Below are 17,446 nucleotides of genomic sequence, written 5' to 3'. Positions count from 1 at the left end.
AACATTGAGCCTGTATCGAGCACATTTTTGCCTGCCAATTCTAAGGCAGTACCATGATCTACTGAAGTGCGTATTATTGGCAATCCTAAAGTCACATTAACTGCATTATGAAAATCAGCATACTTGATTACTGGTAAACCTTGATCATGATACATGGCAACATAAGCATCACAATTTTGTAAATGACTTTTAATAAATAGAGTATCTGCAGGAAATGGTCCCTGAACATTGATACCTCGTTTTTTTTGTAAAAATGTTATAGTTGGTGCAATTATCTCAATTTCTTCTCGGCCTAAGTAACCTGATTCTCCCGCGTGCGGATTTAGACCAGCTACTTTAATACAGGGATCTTTAATATTAAAATCTCGAATCAACGATTGATGTACCTGAGTAATCACTTGAACAATCAGTTCCGATGTAATTGCATCAGATACCATGCGTAAGGGAAGATGTGTGGTAACTAAAGCCACCTTCATTTCACCACAAGCCAACATCATTACCACATCTGTTTTATAGAATTGTGCAAAAAACTCAGTGTGACCACTAAATTGAATACCTGCTTCGTTAATATTCGCCTTATGAACAGGAGCAGTAATTAATCCGGAAAATTCACCGCTTCCACATAATTCAGCTGCCTGATTTAATAGTTCAATCACATACGCGGCATTTTGGGGGTTAAGGCAGCCGCTCTGGACTGAATAAGGACAAGTTACTGAAAGTACGGTTAAGTGATTCTGTTTCGGTTTAATAACTTGTTCGCTTTGGTATGGAATAAAATTAATAGTGCAGTTTAATTCTTTTGCTCTAGCCTCTAGTACCGCCTGGTCCCCCAATATCACCAGTGGAAAATCATATTTTGCAAGAGCCAGACATAAATCAGGACCAATTCCAGCTGGCTCTCCGCTGCTAACGAGAAGTGGCCTCACGCCAGTTCCTTATCAACTATGTTAACATATGCATCAGAACGTATATGTTGCTGCCAATTTTGTACGGCTTCAGCAAACTTACGTTGTTGTAAATATTGTCGTACCTGCTGCTTTTTAAAAGCTTCTGAATCATCTTCTTTCTTACGGCCAAGTACTTGAATAATATGCCAACCAAATTGTGATTTTACTGGAGGACTAATTTCATTTGCAGCCAGTTTATCCATAGCTTTCTCGAACTCAGGAACTAATACCCCTGGAGAGACCCAACCTAAATCACCCCCTTTAACAGCGCTGGCAGAATCCAAGGAATATTGTTTTGCCATGAGAGCAAAGTCCTTACCCGCCTTTATCTGCAAATAAATATTATTCACCTGTTTCTTTGAATCTTCAGGAAGCATGCTTGGATCAGGCTTTAAAAGAATGTGACGGACATGAGTTTTAGTGATGACATGATGTTGATTGTCACCGCCAATTGATACCAATTTAATTAATTGAAATCCATTGCCTGCACGCAGGGGAGCAGATACTTGCCCCTCTTTCATATTCACTACTTCCTTTGCAAATAATTCGGGCAACTCCGCTAAATGACGATCACCTAAATCACCGCCTTCTAATGCAAATTCACCACTGGAGTTTTCTATAGCCAAACGACTAAAGTCCTCACCTTTTTTTATCTTAACTAATAAAGACTCTGCTTTGCTTTTAGCTTTTTTTACTTCTTCAGATGTAGGTTCTTCGCTTAGTGGAATAACTATATTTTGGATATGATAGGTGAGCGCAGAACGATCGACTATCGCTCCTTCTGTTTTGAGATATTGTTCAACTTGCTCATTCGTAACAGCGGCATCTCTTCCAACTGCTTTTTGTTGAAGGTTAGAAAGGAGCATCTCTTTACGAATATTCGCTCTGTATTCCTCCCAAGTCATTCCTTGTCTAACAATTTCTTCACGTAATTGAGTCAAAGTGACGTGGTTTACTGATGCTATTTTTTCAATCGCCTGATTTAATTCGGTATCATCTACAGTAAGACCGTGTTGTTTTGCCATTTGCAATTGCACATTCACATCAATTAAATGCTGCAGTACTTGCTTGCGCAATACCGAATCCGCTGGAACTTGCATTTTTTGTGCAATAATTTGTTTTTTTGTTAATTCAACTTGTTTGTTAAGTTCACTTGCAGTGATCACTCCATTATTAACTACCGCAACCACCTTATCCAATAATTGTTTTGCTTCTGAGACCCCAATGGCAGCAAACAATATGCATACAAGGGTTATTTTTTTATACATACCTTATCCTTATTACTTTTTTCGAGCAATTTAGGTTATTTTTATCCAAAAGACAAGCGACTTCGCTTCACTTTATACCATTATTTGGTTTAACGACGAAATGGATCATCATATCCTGGAATATAAGTATTCAATACACTTCCAGGATCACTATTAGCTACTGATCCTAAGCCTTTTAATAAAATTTGCAAATAAATATTATTATTATATTGAGGCAAGAATTCAGCATTTAAACTCTTAAAGGTTCTTCCTCCTAAAATCCGTGCTGCCCAACAACAACTATCATATTGAACCCCCAATAGAGACATCATACTGTAATCTTTACTAATGTTATGGCTGTATGCACCTAAAGTGCTCCATCGCTCACTTATTGGCCAAGAAATAGAAATTAATCCTTGGTGCAACGAATTATCTACTCCTGCATTATTCCTAACTTTTGTCACATCTCCATTAACCAGGTAACTGTAGCCCAAATTAATAATTGCATTCGGTTTCGGTTGATAATGTAAATTAAGCCCCCCATTATTAGTCCCTGAGGTGGCAGGATCCCAAACATAGTCACCAAGAATTTTCAAAACAGGGTTGAAATGATATACCGCGCGCGAAGCTATAGGTGAAGCACCATAAAATGGAGATAACTGTCCGATTTCCAAAGGATTTGCAATACAAGAACCAGTTAGGCTACGACACAGCTGTACGTTTCTATTCGTAAAATATTTGATTTGACCGATAGAAAAACTCGCGCGTTCAGCGCCGGTTTCTTCTGATAACCAACGAGAAGTCAATGCATAAGTTAATTGATTGGCATCGCCAATCCGATCAAACCCTGAAAAACGATTGGTTCTAAAAAGTTGATCAAAATTAAAAATCATATTCGCTGTATCATAGATGGGCAACTGACTTTGATCATAAAAGGGTACATACAGATAAAATAAGCTGGGTTCTAAAGTTTGGGTGTACGAGCTGCCCTTCCAATTAAAATTTCGATCGAAAAATAAACCAGCATGAGTGCTGAACCGTGGAATAAAGCGATTATATTCAGAGTGCGTATCATGCCAATTGTTCCGAACCTGATAATAGTTTTCTACAAATTCTGCTGATGGAGTGATAAACCCCCAATTAGTTCGCTGGGGCAAAGAAAGTACCGGATTAAAATGAAATCGTGGACCTTGGGGCATTTCTACTCCCGGGATCACTCCTGAGGGCATCCCTACTATCGGATTCTGCAGCGTTGATGTTGGCCAAGAAAACTGATCGTATTGCCCTGTTATATTTAAATTAGCATCTGCAGGCAATTCATAATAGTAACCGCGAGCATACAGTTGCGGTAAGCGCTCATATTGATCTGCAATAGGAGTCTCATTGATTGGGTGTAAGGTTTGAAAACTTTGAGCCATGCCTCTAAAAGTCCAATGCTCTGTGGAATAGGTTAAATCTGCTTGACGCAATAATTGTCTTTGAGTAATCAATGCCAAATTAGAACTAAAATCCTGAAAATAATAATCATCAGAAACTTGTTGAACATTGACATTTAATCGTAAATTGGGAGTAAATTGCGTCGTATTAAGAACACCATAAAGCCATCTATTTGTTGATTTATCTTTAAAGGATGGAAATTGCTCCGCATGACTGTTCAAAAAATTTCGATAGGCGGCATCATCGGGCAAAAAGTTCCCAACAATTATTCCGGCACTGTTCGCAGTTAAATAGCGAAATTCACCACCTAACATCACATTACGCTTAGTATAAAGATGAGGAGTTAAAGTCAAATCATAGTTTGGTGCAATATTCCAATAATAGGGAAGTCCTAAATCAAATCCACCTACATTAGAGTATCCTGCTAAAGGCATTAAAAAGCCGGATTTACGTTCTTTGGTTGTAGGAAAACTCAAATAGGGCACATAAAGAACGGGACGTTCGCGAATGCGCAGCGTAACATTTCTAGCAACACCAATTTTTTTCTTATTATCAATAACAATTGATTTAGCCTCAAGATCCCAGGCTTTATCTTGAGGGGCACAGGTGGTGTAAGTTGCCTGCTGCAGCAAGTAATCCGAATTAGGAAATCGCTGCATTAAACCAGCCCGTCCCCATGCAGGCAATACCGCGGTTCGTTTATTAGTATTAAACCGATAGATTACATCTTCAGTTTGACCCGATTTATCCTGAGGGTTAATCGAAGCCTTACGAGCAATCAATAATTTATCAGGTTCCAGGTAGCGCACATTACCTAGGAACTCAATTTTTGAAATTTGCTTGCTTTTGGGATCTCGATACACATATGCAGTTTGTGCATTGACTACTCTCTGGTTTTGCTGGATTTCTACATGTCCCTTCAAAGTTGACGGTTTATCTTGATAAAAAGAAACGCTATCCGCCATAATCCTTATTTCATCGGGTGAAGCCAGAGGTGTCACCGTGAGCGGTTGGTACGAGCCAAGACAAATAGGAGAACTTTGATCTGCATGCCAACCCAAACATTGGGCAAACTTTGCTCTTACAGCATCAGTTAAATCAACATCACGGGCTATGACACAAGCTTGAACTGGTTCATCAATTAAAGAGGCAGAGTAGGCCAACGCATGATAAATTACCATGAGCAAAATAAGCAGGGTCGTAAATATGCTCATCAAGAACCATTTGAATGAAATCTTGTTCACGGATAATAAAATGCCTTATTATGCACAAAAAAATATGTAACTAAGCACTGTTGATCGTCATACTCGCATGAGATTGTTGCGATAAAGCTCATCCGCAACCATTCATTATTCTCTAGTGCGAAGTGATCTTAGTTATAAAGTTACAACCAGAAATAATGATGGGGAAGTATACCATGCATGCAAGAGAAAACGCACTGAAAGAATGGTTAATTGATACACTAAAACTGCAAGATTTTCAGTTGGATCCTTTGGCTGGAGATGCCAGTTTTAGAAAATATTTTCGCCTTCACTACGACGGACGCACTAGAGTTGTCATGGATGCACCTCCTGGAAAAGAAGATCTCAAGCCTTTTATACATATTGCGCAAACCCTGGAGAAAGCGGATGTTCATACTCCCAAAATTCTCGCGATGAATTTAGAAAATGGATTCTTACTATTAAGTGACTTAGGGGACCAACTTCTTTTGGATGCGCTTCACTCTGAAACGGCGAACGAGCATTACCATGATGCCATAAGAACTCTATTTAAAATTCAGAAGTGCTCAATTAATAATCCATGGCTCGCGCCGTTTGATAAAACCCATATGCTTAAAGAAATGAATTTATGTCTTGAATGGTTTTTTAATGCGTATCTCGCCTTAGAACTCAATCAGAACGAATGCGATTTAGTTCAACACACTATGGAATGGATTGCCTCAGAAGTAGCACAGCAACCATTAACCTTTATTCATCGTGATTATCATTCCCGCAATCTGATGCTTGTACGAAACCAAACGGAATCAACTTTGGGAGTCATTGATTTTCAGGATGCAATGTGCGGCCCCCTCACTTATGATTTGGTTTCTTTACTTAAAGATTGTTATATTTCCTGGCCACGGCTTAAGGTTTTGGAATGGGTTGAATTTTTTTACACTCAAAGTTCTTTAACTAAAGATTATTCGTTGGCTGAATTTATCCGTGCATTTGATCTTTGCGGCTTACAAAGACACTTAAAGGTTTTAGGAATTTTTTGTCGTTTGCATTTACGAGATAACAAACCTGGATATCTTAAAGATTTGCCTTTGACCTTAAAATATGTCCTTGAATGTACAGAAATTTATGAAGAATTACACCCATTTTTCCAATTTCTGCAATTGAGAGTTTATCTGCCATGAAAACTGCTATGATATTAGCCGCAGGGCGCGGTGACCGCTTGAAACCGCTTACTGATGTCACACCAAAGGCTTTGTGCATGGTTAACGAAAAGCCCTTAATAGAACATCATGTAATGAATTTGGCGAAAGCTGGCTTTGAACGACTAGTGATCAATCATGCTTACCTTGGTGGCCAAATTCGTCAGCATTTAGGCAATGGATCACGTTGGGGAGTTGAAATTTGTTACTCACCTGAACCCCCTGGAGGACTCGAGACAGGTGGCGGCATTGTAAATGCCCTGCCGCTGTTAGGGGCAGGTCCCTTTATTACCGTCAATGCTGACATCTATACGGATTTTGATTTTTCGCAAATACACCTTGAACCCATTCATTCGATTCATGTGATTTTAGTCAATAAAAATCCCGCCCTTAATCATCATGGTGACTTTGGGTTAGTCAATCAAACTCAGTTAAGTAACACGAATCCAGAATATACTCTTGCAGGAATCTGTTGCTACCATCCACAGATATTTACACACTGCATGCAAGGACGCTATTCGGTCGCCCCTTTAATTCGACAATATGCCGCACAAAATAAAGTAACCGCTAGTGTCTATGATGGCCTCTGGTTTGATATAGGAACTCTAGAGAGACTGCACGTAGCAAATAAGATTTAAATTTAGCAGTGCATGCACAAGTAGAGCCCAAGCCTATAAGGCCCCGGGCTTATTTTGCTAGTGATGCATGCTCATCTCATGCACTAAATGCCACATAAAAAAGTGTGGGCTAACCAGGCCCAACATTTTGAGGTTGTTCTGGTTCTGGTCTTTCTTCTTCAAGTTCAGCCTCTTTGATTACCCTATCTACAGCTTTCTGAGCAGCGGCTTTCTTGGTTTCTTCCAATCGATGTTCCCCTGGGTATTCACGTTGTCGCGATACGAGCTCGGTTTCAACCCCGCTCTTTTTCAAATATTCTTTAAAGTCTTTAGCGGAATCAGCCATTATCGCCTCTACTTCCTCTCCAGTCAGCTGTCTTTCTGCTCCCTTCTCATTCTTAAAGAAAAAACCGTCTCTCGTGATTACTTGATGATTATTAGCTAACCATGCATTAAACAAGCGATCTAACGAATCAACTGTTTCCTCTTCCAATGGAGGAGCTCCTTTCTCCGTTGAACCATATCCGCGAACAAAATGCCCTTCGTTGCTGATCCCAAAATCGAATCGAATACTTGGAAAATTCTTTTCAGATATCGTAGCACCTGCTTTTTCTGCAATTTTACTCTGCATTTGATCGAAAGAAGATTTAGGCGGTTTTCCAGACCACACTTGGGATTCCTGAGAAAATTTATATTCTACAAATTGTGTAAACTCATTCACTGCTTTTAGTACTTGATGCGCAAGCGCTTTTGACTCCGGATTTTTATTTAAAGCTATAGAGTTTTCGACAATTTGATGAACTTGTTGCCTTAAATATCGTGCCAATTCCGGCGACTTCTCCGCACATTGCATTGCCTTTAAGAGATCGTCTCGAGATGGCAACATTTTTTTCTTATATTTTTCGGGGGATACTCCCCCAGGCGCATCGTATAGTTCAACAGGTGCTTGTGCAGACATAAATTATCTCTCTCACGAATTCTACTTAATATATTGACTTTAATTATAGCAAACTGGTGTTACATACAGGAAAATTGATTTTTAGCTCACCCGTTAAAAATTTGTAAAAATAGAGGAAAAAATGAATCTTTTTGTATTCTATTCCTACTTAGATGAAAAATTCATGAACTCTCAGGGCTAAAAATCTCCATCACTTAGAAATGCTTCTAAGAAGAAGCATCCCCATGCATAAAGGGTGATTTAATCTCATCAATCACTGAGTTAAACGATTGCTTTTTCATTGACTCAAAAGTGAACTCATCAACTAAAATTGCATCCCATCGTGCGGCTTCCGTTGCAAGTAATGCCTCCATTTCCTGTTGTGTTAATTCATTTTTTTCAACCTTCTCCCTTAATTTATCATTTAATTTACCAAATTTAACTCGTCTTAAATCACCTGTCTTTTTGATAAGATCGTCTGTTTGAATGATTTGCTGTAATGCATGCTCCACTCTATCTATGGGTTGTTTCGGATCACCGCTTAGGTAAACGATGTCCTTCAGCCGATCACGATATTGATTATTTGTGGTCATCAGACGCGCTAATTTTTGCTCCAACTTATCGTTGGGATAGCGCATAGTCTGGCCCAAAGGAAATGCCAATATACGAGCGAATCCACCCAAAAATCGGGAGGGAAAGTTATAACACAAAGCGATCATTGCTTTTTGCGCGTGATAAAAGCAATAGGACACTGCCCAGCGCGCATGTAACAGATCATCTGGATTTTCATTACTCAATTGCACATTACGTAAAGCAGCCATTGCCATGTAAAGATAGGACATTCCATCAGCAAGACGTGCAGACAGACGTTCTTTACGTTTTAAATCTCCTCCCAGCACTATCAAAGATAAATCTGCAAGCCAGGCATAAGCATGGCTCAGACGTGCTAGTCGTTGGTACTCACGTTTCATTTTTTGCTTGGGCGCACTAATAAATATTCCACCAGTCCATCCAGAACAAATTGCTTTGGCAAAATTTTGCATGAAATACTGAATATGCTTCCAGATAACTTCTCTAAATGCTGTTTTATCCTGGTTGGAAATAGCATAAAACTCATGACGTATGTATGGGTGACATGCCATAGATCCTTGTCCAAAAATTAATAAGTTTCGTGACATTATATTTGCCCCTTCCACTGTAATGGAAATAGGAACCCCGTTATAAAAGTTAGTTAAATAATTACGTGGTCCCACCACTACAGCACGCCCCGCATGTACATCCATAGATGAATTGACCACTGCTCGTGCCAGTTCAGTATTAAAATATTTAGCAATCGCAGAAGCTACGGAAGGTTTTTTATGTTCATTTACAGCAGCAACCGTCAATAATCGGTTTGCATTAATCAAATAATTTAAACCCGCGATCTCTGCAAGTTTTTCTTCAATTCCTTCAAATTGACCAATTTCCACATTAAATTGACAGCGTGCACGTGCAAAAGCACTGGTTGCGAGATAACAAGAAGAGGAAGAACCGGCACCAAGTGCAGGTAAAGAAATCGAACGACCAATGGAGAGGCATTCAACCAACATTTGCCATCCACTACCTATTCGTTTCTGACCGCCAATCACTGTTGTTATGGGCACAAAAATATCTTTCCCACGAATAGTTCCATTCATAAACGGTTGATCAGAAGGTAAATGGCGGTTGCCGATTTCCAGATTTTTGGTATCGCGTGGAATCAGCACACAAGTAATTCCTTCTTCTCCTTCCCCCTGCAACAAGCCATCTGGGTCTTTCACATTGACTGCAAGACCAATCAACGTTGCTACTGGTGCTAATGTAATCCAACGTTTGTCTAAAGTAATGTTTAATCCGAGTACCATTTTACCATCAACTTTCTTCTTCATAACGATGCCGGTTGACTGAATGGAGGTTGCATCACTGCCTGCACCAGGTTCAGTTAAGGCAAAACAGGGGATATCAATACCTTTTGCAAGGCGGGGTAGGTAATGATTCTTTTGTTCCTCTGTACCGTAATAATTGATTAGTTCACCAGGGCCCAATGAATTAGGTACCATCACAGTTACCGCAGCAACACCTGAACGACTGGATATTTTCATAACTACATCAGAGTGCGCGCGCGCTGAAAATCCCTTACCGCCATATTCTTTGGGGATCACCAAACCAAAAAATCCGTTTTCCTTCATGTATGCCCAAACCTGTTCGGGTAAATCACGTGTTTGGCTAATTTGCCACTCATCAATCATGCTGCATAAGGTATGGGTTTCATTCTTGAGAAATAATTGTTCTTCTCCAGTAAGCTCCGTAGAGACGTTCGCTAATCGCTCCCAATCTGGTTTGCCAGTAAAAATATCTTGTTCTAACCAGGTATCACCGGCATTAAGCGCCTCTTCCTCGGTTTTTGACAATTTAGGAATCGATTTGCCGGCTTTCTTATATAGGAAATCCGCGATCACTGCACGTAAAGGTTCGAGGTAGACAACGAGTAAGGCCACAACAATTACCAACCAGAGTAAAAAACCAATAACCCAAGGTAAGCCAATAGCAAATGTAGCTACAATTAAGTAAAAGACACTTCCTAATTCCCAAACTAACGGGTTCATCGCCCTATAAAGAACAATCAGGGTAAATATCAAATACACTAAAAAGAACAGAATGGCCATAATATCAATACCTTCCCTTGCTTTGCATAATAAAGCTGTAGTATATACTCTTTATTTTGCGAGTAGCAATTGAGTACGAACCAACGCCTAGCCTGGAATTTCGAATTTACCCCAAAAACAAGCATACCATTGGCTGATTTGGTGGATAAAAAAGACGAACAATTGAAATGGGAGATTCGTTATTTTTGGCCGGATAATCAACCGATTATTTTAAACACAATTGATAATTCATTACTCGAATTAGCGAATTATAAACAGAAGCATCGACAAGATGATTATTATTTGCTGCCTAGTCAAAACTACAACATCAAGAAACGCCGAGATCGGTTGCTTTATAAACCTTTACTTAAACAAACAAACCACGCTGTTGGTTATGGGACAAAAATTATTCTTGAGCGAACTCAACACCACCCCATTCCTCCAGAGTTACAGGAGATGATGCACCAAGTTGAAAAGGAAGGCATCGAAGTCTCTGTTACAAAAGATGCGCTTGTCTATAAATGTCCAACGAAACCTAAAGTGAAAATCGAGCTTGCTCGTCTTGAAGTACACCAAAAAATTTATTTTAGCGTATGTATTGAAGGAAGATCTCTTCGTCTCGTAGAGATGATTTCCAAACACTTGCTGGATCAACCCGTTTCCTGCGAATATGTAACTTTCCTGAAAAATTTACTGCAATTATGATAAATACCCTGGTCGCGATTATTTTAAGCTTTGGAAAAATTGGTCTTATTTCCCTGGGAGGAGGTAATTCCATGTTAAAACTAATGGAATATGAGGCGGTTGAATATCGACAGTGGATTGGACAAGAAGAATTCATTGCCATGGTTGGTTCAACTTTTATTTTTCCAGGGTTAACCGGAGTAAAATTATCTGCCCTTATTGGATATAAAGCTGCCGGAATTACAGGTTTGGTTCTTGCTGTGCTTAGCCTTAATTTGCCAGGATTATTAATGGCCATAGCAGGTTATCATTGGCTTACCAGTCATAATGGACCTGGAATGCGAAAAATAATGATTGGGGTACAATATGGTGCGTTGGCGTTACTTGCTGCAGCCAGTTACTCAGTTGCTCAAGGTGTTGTTGGCATGTATTTTTCTATTCCAATAGCACTGTGTTGTTTTATATTTTTTCTCGCTTTAACCTTTTGGAATGTATCACCCTTTTATGGTTTTATAGGTTTTATAACAGTGTGCTTTTTTCTGGTTCGTTAAGATCTAAAATAGTAACATGCAGAGTATATTATTATTTATAAAAAATGGAGTTACTCCCTTGGAAACTGTGTCGGATAATCCAGAATATTATATCAATCGAGAATTTTCTATTATTGCATTTAATCAGAGAGTTCTTATGTTGGCTAATGATGAACGTGTACCTTTACTGGAGAGAATGCGTTTTCTTAGCATCTGCAGCAGTAACCTGGATGAGTTTTTTGAAATACGCGTTGCCGGCCTTAAAGAAAAAATTGCCCTTTCCTCAGGAAAATTAACGATTGATGGTTTACGTCCTGATGAAGCATTTAGTCAGATCAGCCAAAAAACACATAAACTCATAGATCAACTGTACTCCATATATAATAAACAACTTCTCCCGGCATTGAGTAAGGAAAATATTCACTTTCTTGATACCGAAAAATGGACCGACGACATCCACTTGTGGGCAAAACACTATTTTAAACATGAGATTCAACCCGTAATTAGCCCAATCGCTCTTGATTTGGCGCATCCTTTACCGCAACTGATTAATAAAAGCCTGAACTTTATTATTTCCTTAAGTGGTAAAGATGCTTTTGATCGAAATATTAATTATGCAGTAGTACACGCCCCAAGATCGATTCCCAGGATTATTCATTTACCTTCAGAATTATGCGGAGATGCTCATTTTTTTGTTCATCTCTCCTCAATTATTACTACCCATGTCAATAGTTTATTTCCGGGGATGGAGATTAGCGGCTGTTATTCTTTTCGTCTTACTCGAAATAGTGATCTGTTTTTGCGGGAAGAAGAAATTGATGATTTGGCCAAAGCCGTACAACGGGAGATTTTTTCCCGTCATTATGGTCATGTAGTTCGACTTGAAATTGAAAAGAATTGTCCAGAAAAAATTGTTGATTTTTTATTGCAAAAATACCATTTACGTCATGAAGACACTTATTATTGTGATGGACCGGTTAACATCCAGCGCCATTTAATTGCGATTAACAGCATTGATAGACCGGATTTGAATTACCCAACTTTTGTAGCACAATATCCCCACTTCCCCAAGTCAGAACGTAATTTATTTAATGTCATTGACGAACAAGACATTCTACTCCATCACCCTTACCAAAGCTTTGAAGTGGTTATTGATTTTGTAAGACAGGCTGCGAGCGATCCTAATGTTATGGCGATTAGTCAAACTTTATATCGTACACGCTCACAATCAGTGATGGTTGACGCTTTGGTGGATGCTGCTCATTCAGGCAAAGAGGTTACTGCCGTTATTGAATTACGAGCTCGTTTTGATGAAGAATCGAATCTGAAATTGGCAAATCGTTTACATGCCGCAGGAATTTTAGTGCTTTATGGTGTTGTAGGGTATAAAACTCATGCCAAAATGACCCTGGTTGTCAGGCGCGCTCATGGGAAACTCAAGCGTTATGTACACTTAAGTACGGGAAACTACCATGAATACACCGCAAAACGTTACACTGATTTCGGTTTATTAACTTGTGAACCCACTATCACCTCCGATATTCAAATCATTTTCCAACAGCTAACCGGCCTTGGCAAAGTAGTTAAACTCAAAGCATTAAGCCACTCACCTTTTACGTTACAAAAAACACTGTTGCAATACATTGAACAATGCACCGCAGTTGCATTAAAAGAAGGAGACACAGAAATTCTCCTCAAAGTAAATGGGTTAGCTGATAAAACCATAATTCAGGCTTTATATAAAGCGTCACAAGCAGGAGTTAAAATAAATTTGCTTGTGCGTGGTGTATGTTGCCTCAAACCAGGAATTTCTGGTATTTCAGAAAATATACGTGTGCTTTCCTACATTGGACGATTCCTCGAACATCATCGGGTATTTTACTTCCGCATACATGAAGAAGAATATTATTTTTGTTCAAGTGCCGATCTCATGGAAAGAAATTTGTACCATCGTATTGAAATTATGTTTCCAATTCTTGATGAAAACTGCAAAAAACGAATCAAACAAGAAATCATTAAAAACTACCTCAAAGACAACAGTAACACGTGGGAGATGCAAAGTGATGGCAGCTATAAGCCTGTAACTCAAGGAAATAATTGTGCCCAGGAGAAGCTTATTAAGCTCTATCAAGATGAGGAGCAAGCGATTTAACCCAACGATTTGCCGTGTTTTATGCACCTCAATCGTGAGTGTAGCACAGAGCTGGAGTGTATCATGTGGAGATGCAGGCATTTTGCATCCTCTACTCAGAACACTCTTCAACGAAAACACGTTAATTGAGCCTTTTGCCCTAATTGTAAATGCGCCTCGGTACCAAAAGGAATGGGAAAATTAATCGGGCCATGCCCTATTCCTGCAATTCTTAATACGGGAATAGGACAACTTTCAGCAAAACGCTGTAAGACTGGCTCAATCAAAGAGGAACCGTTGGGTTCATCACCCTCGAGAAAATCTCCCAGTATAATTGCAACTGCCTGGGTAAAAAGACTTGCCTGCTTTAAATGTTCCAACATGCGATCAACACGGTACCCACGCTCGCCAATTTCCTCGAGTAAAATAATGTGATCTCGGCCATCCATTTGCCAACATGTTCCTACACCTGACTGAATTATTGCTAAGTTGCCGCCGGTTACATGCGATTTAATAAAGCCTTCTTTTTGTGCAGGCTTGTTCAAGGGGATTAATCCGTTAAATTGAGCGGGCACATCCCCAAATAAAATTGACTTCATCGCTGCAATCGTCTCTTTAGAAAACTTATCAGGCGCAGCAGCACCATGAATTGTTGGCCAACCCCAATGTTGCTGTAAGTAAAGATGAAGGCAAGTTACATCACTTATACCAATAAATATTTTGACCTCATCCGGGGGATGAATTTCTGCTAGTTTGGGGATTAAGCGCGTGGATCCATAACCACCACGCACACAAATTATCGCTTTTGTTTTTCGATTCTGCAGGGCATTTTTAAGATGGACGAAACGCATTTCATCTGTATTCGCACATAATAAATCAGGAGCAAAAATATCCTTCTGAACAATGCAGTTTAATTCCCAAGACTCTAATAATTCTTTTAATCCAGACAATTGGCTGTCCGAACTGCGGGATGCAGGTGCAATAATTTCAACTGAATCGCCAATGCTTAAGACAGGTAATTTTTTCATTCTTTATCTCTTAAATTTTTTCTATTTTGGATAAACGCTATTGTACAGTAATTTTTTTACGCAAAAGAATGTAAATACATTATTAAAAGTATGTTTAAATTAGTAGGGTTTTACTTAACTTTCCGGGCTCTTCACAAACTAAGCGTGGCAATAAGTATCCTGGTAAAAGATTTTGTAATTGCCGATAAATACTTTGTACCCTGGTGAAAGGCAAATCAAAATGAGCGGCTCCCTCTACTTTATCTAATCGATGTAAATAATAAGGTAGAACCCCGTATGCGAATAAAGCGTGGCTTAAATCAGCCAGAATATGAGCATCATCATTTATTCCTGCTAATAAAACAGTTTGATTTAACAAATGACACCCTATTTGCTGTAAATCATTAAGTGCCTGGCGCACCGACTCATCCAACTCCTGTGCATGATTGCAATGCAACACAATTACCTTTTTGAATCGAGTTGTTTTCAATAATGAAATTAAGCCCTGCTCAATCCGTTCGGGAAAAACCACGGGAATTCGTGTATGAATACGCAAAGTATGCAGATGAGGAATATCTTCCAATTGTCGTATTAGCTCAGAGAGTACCATATCAGATGCCAGCAAGGGATCTCCACCGCTTAAAATCACCTCAGTAATACTGGTATCTTGCGCCAGATAATCACAAATTGCTTTAAAGCCATTACGGCCAGGATTGTTATCTTGATAGGGAAAATGCCTACGAAAACAAAAACGACAGTTCACCGCACAAACACCGGTCAGGGTTAACAAAACACGACCGTAATACTTATGAATTAATCCTCTAACTGGATTAGTACTGCGCTCATCTAACGGGTCAACACTGAATCCTTCCTTGACCTGTAGTTCAGATTCAGTAGCTAAAACTTGAAGCAATAAAGGATCACGAGAGTTTCCTTTTTGCATGCGCTTTGCAAATCCTAGAGGAATACGACTCGGAAATTGCTTTTCAGCCTCAAAATTTCCAATAGAGGGAGGCAGCTCCAGAAAAGTTAACAGTTCAGTAACTGAAGCAAAACCTTGCGCCAAATTTTTTTGCCAACTTAAAGAGGAATCTCGCATTAATTACACAGACTTGATAAACTGTGCGAACTTTAACTAAAACCGAACAAAATCTCAACTGTGGAGCACTAATGGCAACTTATGGCAGCAATGAACTAAAGAATGGCTTGAAAGTAATGGTTGATGACGCCCCATGTACTATTCTTGATTGCGAATTTGTAAAACCCGGAAAAGGACAAGCCTTTACTCGCATTAAAATTCGCAACTTAAAAACAGGTCGAGTTGTAGAGCGTACGCTCAAATCAAATGAAACCATCTCTTCTGCTGATGTAGCTGATATGGAAATGCAATATCTTTATAACGATGGCGAACACTGGCATTTTATGGTTCCCGATAATTTTGAACAATATGCTTTGACTAAAGAAGTACTTGCCGATGCAGCGCAGTGGTTAAAAGAGCAGGATATTTGTATCGTAACCCTTTGGAATAATGAGCCAATACAAGTAGTACCACCGAATTTTGTGATTTTGGAAATTACCGAAACCGATCCTGGATTAAAAGGCGATACCTCTGGAGGCGGTGGAAAACCGGCTACTTTAGAAACCGGAGCTGTAGTGCGTGTGCCTTTATTCGTACAAACTGGCGAGTTAATTAAAGTAGATACTCGTAAAGGGGAATACGTTTCTCGCGCGAAAGAATAATTCGATGAGTAATTCCTCCGGTTTTAGGAATTTTCAAAATTAAAAAACTACTTCCTACACAGGTAAAACTCACTCGAGCGATGGGGTTATAATTTCGCATGTGGTGAAAAATATTTCTAACCAAGCGCTGCATACATCAGTATTGCAGCATTGATTAGGAACATTTTCCTAGATAGAGTCTGAGACCCAACCCTATGCAGTTTATTCGATCCTCGCCGCGGGGATCTCTCAATGAACCTGGTGAAAGCATGTTCATTAATTAATAAACCTGATACGTATTATACATACCCCAATAACCCACGTTGCCTAAATCATCATAGCCATAATAGTACGCATCGCTATCATTGTAATAATCTATATCCCAATAAGGACTTGTTTGATAACGATTAACCCTATAAACGGAAGCAGGGGTACTATAGGCTGGGGTATAATAAGTCTTAGCATAACCCGGGGTATAATAGGTCTTTACCGCAGGTGAGTAAGTCTTGGTATAGGTCTTTGCAGGAGCAGTATAGTAAGTCTTGGTATAGGTTTTAGTTGTAGTAGTAGAGACTGGGGTAGTATAGTTTGGAGTATAGTAAACTCGATCCCTAGCACATCCTGTTACTAATGATATGGTGCCTAACACGCTTACAGCAAGCATTAATCTGTTCATGATCTCTTCCTATTTCATTGATAATTAATAGACTGAATCTTAATAATTGGTAATAATGCCAGTGATGCCATCTGTCCATGATGCCAATAAGCACAATTGGATAATTTTGATAAATTATTGTTAACGGACGAGACATCTGTCCGTAAGTCTGGACTCTCAAGAGCTGAAGGGAACGCCGTAAAAGCGAGCAAAGCTGTTAAGAAAAACGGGATACTTAAGGCTACGTAAATAATTAGCTTTTTCATAATAGCCTCCTGGCTCTTATTACAAATCTAATATTCGTAGAATAATTATACAATACGATTGTGTTTTGATCAAAGCGGTTGTTTTTTTTGTTTTATTTACTTAATGAAAATACAGGCAACGACTTCCCGTCTCCTGAGCCTCTTACATTATTCACTGTGGAGGTTTATGCAAAGCTTAAGGCTTCCCACC

General features: G+C 39.2%; 15 protein-coding genes (1 of these 15 cut by a window edge). 6 read left to right on the top strand and 9 right to left on the bottom strand.

Annotated features, from left to right (window positions below; translation table 11 throughout):
* From pdxA to Lpar_RS08050, 3 genes are all read right to left on the bottom strand, one after another.
* A protein-coding gene (gene pdxA, locus Lpar_RS08060) for a 4-hydroxythreonine-4-phosphate dehydrogenase PdxA (RefSeq protein WP_058517464.1) crosses the window boundary here: on the bottom strand, positions 1-926 show its 5' portion. Its footprint begins 52 nt before the window's first position; the window shows 926 of its 978 coding nt (coding positions 1-926); its start codon is at positions 924-926; the stop codon falls past the left edge of the window.
* Positions 923-2,215 carry a peptidylprolyl isomerase gene (locus Lpar_RS08055; protein ID WP_058517463.1) on the bottom strand — a complete coding sequence of 431 codons (1,293 nt, stop codon included), beginning with the start codon at positions 2,213-2,215 and terminating at the stop codon, positions 923-925. The genes pdxA and Lpar_RS08055 overlap by 4 nt, the downstream gene beginning before the upstream one ends.
* Positions 2,216-2,304: 89 nt before the next feature.
* Positions 2,305-4,845, bottom strand: coding sequence for an LPS-assembly protein LptD (locus Lpar_RS08050; protein WP_058517462.1), 2,541 nt, complete (start codon positions 4,843-4,845; stop codon positions 2,305-2,307).
* A gap of 203 nt (positions 4,846-5,048) precedes the next feature.
* Between Lpar_RS08050 and Lpar_RS08045 the strand changes: the two genes are divergently transcribed.
* Positions 5,049-6,029: an aminoglycoside phosphotransferase family protein gene (locus tag Lpar_RS08045; RefSeq protein ID WP_058517461.1), complete on the top strand. Its 981-nt coding sequence runs from the start codon at positions 5,049-5,051 to the stop codon at positions 6,027-6,029.
* Positions 6,026-6,685, top strand: a complete 660-nt coding sequence (gene murU / locus Lpar_RS08040) for an N-acetylmuramate alpha-1-phosphate uridylyltransferase MurU (RefSeq protein WP_058517460.1) — start codon at positions 6,026-6,028, stop codon at positions 6,683-6,685. The genes Lpar_RS08045 and murU overlap by 4 nt, the downstream gene beginning before the upstream one ends.
* A gap of 109 nt (positions 6,686-6,794) precedes the next feature.
* Here the strand turns inward: murU and Lpar_RS08035 are convergent, their stop codons facing one another.
* A complete protein-coding gene (locus tag Lpar_RS08035; RefSeq protein WP_058517459.1) occupies positions 6,795-7,622 on the bottom strand; it encodes a hypothetical protein in 828 nt (275 codons plus the stop codon).
* 206 nt (positions 7,623-7,828) lie between these two features.
* A complete protein-coding gene (locus Lpar_RS08030) occupies positions 7,829-10,285 on the bottom strand; it encodes an acyl-CoA dehydrogenase (RefSeq protein WP_058517458.1) in 2,457 nt (818 codons plus the stop codon).
* Positions 10,286-10,354: 69 nt separating this feature from the next.
* Here Lpar_RS08030 and Lpar_RS08025 point away from each other — a divergent pair, with 69 nt between their 5' ends.
* The 3 genes from Lpar_RS08025 to ppk1 are packed head-to-tail and all read left to right on the top strand — an operon-like array spanning position 10,355 to position 13,630.
* Positions 10,355-10,969 carry a hypothetical protein gene (locus Lpar_RS08025; protein ID WP_058517457.1) on the top strand — a complete coding sequence of 205 codons (615 nt, stop codon included), beginning with the start codon at positions 10,355-10,357 and terminating at the stop codon, positions 10,967-10,969.
* The gene (locus Lpar_RS08020) at positions 10,966-11,499 is read left to right on the top strand and encodes a chromate transporter (protein ID WP_058517456.1); all 534 of its coding nucleotides are present in this window, start codon (positions 10,966-10,968) and stop codon (positions 11,497-11,499) included. The genes Lpar_RS08025 and Lpar_RS08020 overlap by 4 nt, the downstream gene beginning before the upstream one ends.
* 58 nt (positions 11,500-11,557) lie before the next feature.
* Positions 11,558-13,630 carry a polyphosphate kinase 1 gene (gene ppk1 / locus Lpar_RS08015; protein ID WP_172465779.1) on the top strand — a complete coding sequence of 691 codons (2,073 nt, stop codon included), beginning with the start codon at positions 11,558-11,560 and terminating at the stop codon, positions 13,628-13,630.
* A gap of 107 nt (positions 13,631-13,737) precedes the next feature.
* On the opposite strand, the gene Lpar_RS08010 is transcribed toward ppk1, so the two are convergent.
* Positions 13,738-14,637: a S66 peptidase family protein gene (locus Lpar_RS08010; RefSeq protein WP_058517454.1), complete on the bottom strand. Its 900-nt coding sequence runs from the start codon at positions 14,635-14,637 to the stop codon at positions 13,738-13,740.
* A gap of 94 nt (positions 14,638-14,731) precedes the next feature.
* On the bottom strand, positions 14,732-15,715 hold the full coding sequence (gene epmB, locus Lpar_RS08005) for an EF-P beta-lysylation protein EpmB (RefSeq protein ID WP_058517453.1): 984 nt from the start codon (positions 15,713-15,715) through the stop codon (positions 14,732-14,734).
* 71 nt (positions 15,716-15,786) lie between these two features.
* Here epmB and efp point away from each other — a divergent pair, with 71 nt between their 5' ends.
* Positions 15,787-16,356, top strand: coding sequence for an elongation factor P (gene efp / locus Lpar_RS08000; RefSeq protein WP_058517452.1), 570 nt, complete (start codon positions 15,787-15,789; stop codon positions 16,354-16,356).
* A gap of 259 nt (positions 16,357-16,615) precedes the next feature.
* Here the strand turns inward: efp and Lpar_RS07995 are convergent, their stop codons facing one another.
* The gene (locus Lpar_RS07995; RefSeq protein ID WP_058517451.1) at positions 16,616-17,011 is read right to left on the bottom strand and encodes a hypothetical protein; all 396 of its coding nucleotides are present in this window, start codon (positions 17,009-17,011) and stop codon (positions 16,616-16,618) included.
* A gap of 14 nt (positions 17,012-17,025) precedes the next feature.
* Positions 17,026-17,256 carry a hypothetical protein gene (locus tag Lpar_RS07990; protein ID WP_058517450.1) on the bottom strand — a complete coding sequence of 77 codons (231 nt, stop codon included), beginning with the start codon at positions 17,254-17,256 and terminating at the stop codon, positions 17,026-17,028.
* Between the last annotated feature and the right edge of the window lie 190 nt (positions 17,257-17,446).

The organism is Legionella parisiensis (genome assembly GCF_001467945.1).
GTDB lineage: Bacteria > Pseudomonadota > Gammaproteobacteria > Legionellales > Legionellaceae > Legionella > Legionella parisiensis.
Note: the sequence above shows the minus strand (reverse complement) of the source record. Positions and strands in the feature narration are given on the sequence as shown.

What these genes read in the sequence shown, in the direction of transcription:
- Lpar_RS08050 (WP_058517462.1), bottom strand. Translation starts at nt 4,845, where the DNA reads ATGAGCATATTTACGACCCTGCTTATTTTGCTCATGGTAATTTATCAT.
- Lpar_RS08035 (WP_058517459.1), bottom strand. Translation starts at nt 7,622, where the DNA reads ATGTCTGCACAAGCACCTGTTGAACTATACGATGCGCCTGGGGGAGTA.
- Lpar_RS07990 (WP_058517450.1), bottom strand. Translation starts at nt 17,256, where the DNA reads ATGAAAAAGCTAATTATTTACGTAGCCTTAAGTATCCCGTTTTTCTTA.
- Lpar_RS08010 (WP_058517454.1), bottom strand. Translation starts at nt 14,637, where the DNA reads ATGAAAAAATTACCTGTCTTAAGCATTGGCGATTCAGTTGAAATTATT.
- Lpar_RS08020 (WP_058517456.1), top strand. Translation starts at nt 10,966, where the DNA reads ATGATAAATACCCTGGTCGCGATTATTTTAAGCTTTGGAAAAATTGGT.
- Lpar_RS07995 (WP_058517451.1), bottom strand. Translation starts at nt 17,011, where the DNA reads ATGAACAGATTAATGCTTGCTGTAAGCGTGTTAGGCACCATATCATTA.
- murU (WP_058517460.1), top strand. Translation starts at nt 6,026, where the DNA reads ATGAAAACTGCTATGATATTAGCCGCAGGGCGCGGTGACCGCTTGAAA.
- Lpar_RS08045 (WP_058517461.1), top strand. Translation starts at nt 5,049, where the DNA reads ATGCATGCAAGAGAAAACGCACTGAAAGAATGGTTAATTGATACACTA.
- efp (WP_058517452.1), top strand. Translation starts at nt 15,787, where the DNA reads ATGGCAACTTATGGCAGCAATGAACTAAAGAATGGCTTGAAAGTAATG.
- Lpar_RS08055 (WP_058517463.1), bottom strand. Translation starts at nt 2,215, where the DNA reads ATGTATAAAAAAATAACCCTTGTATGCATATTGTTTGCTGCCATTGGG.
- epmB (WP_058517453.1), bottom strand. Translation starts at nt 15,715, where the DNA reads ATGCGAGATTCCTCTTTAAGTTGGCAAAAAAATTTGGCGCAAGGTTTT.
- Lpar_RS08030 (WP_058517458.1), bottom strand. Translation starts at nt 10,285, where the DNA reads ATGGCCATTCTGTTCTTTTTAGTGTATTTGATATTTACCCTGATTGTT.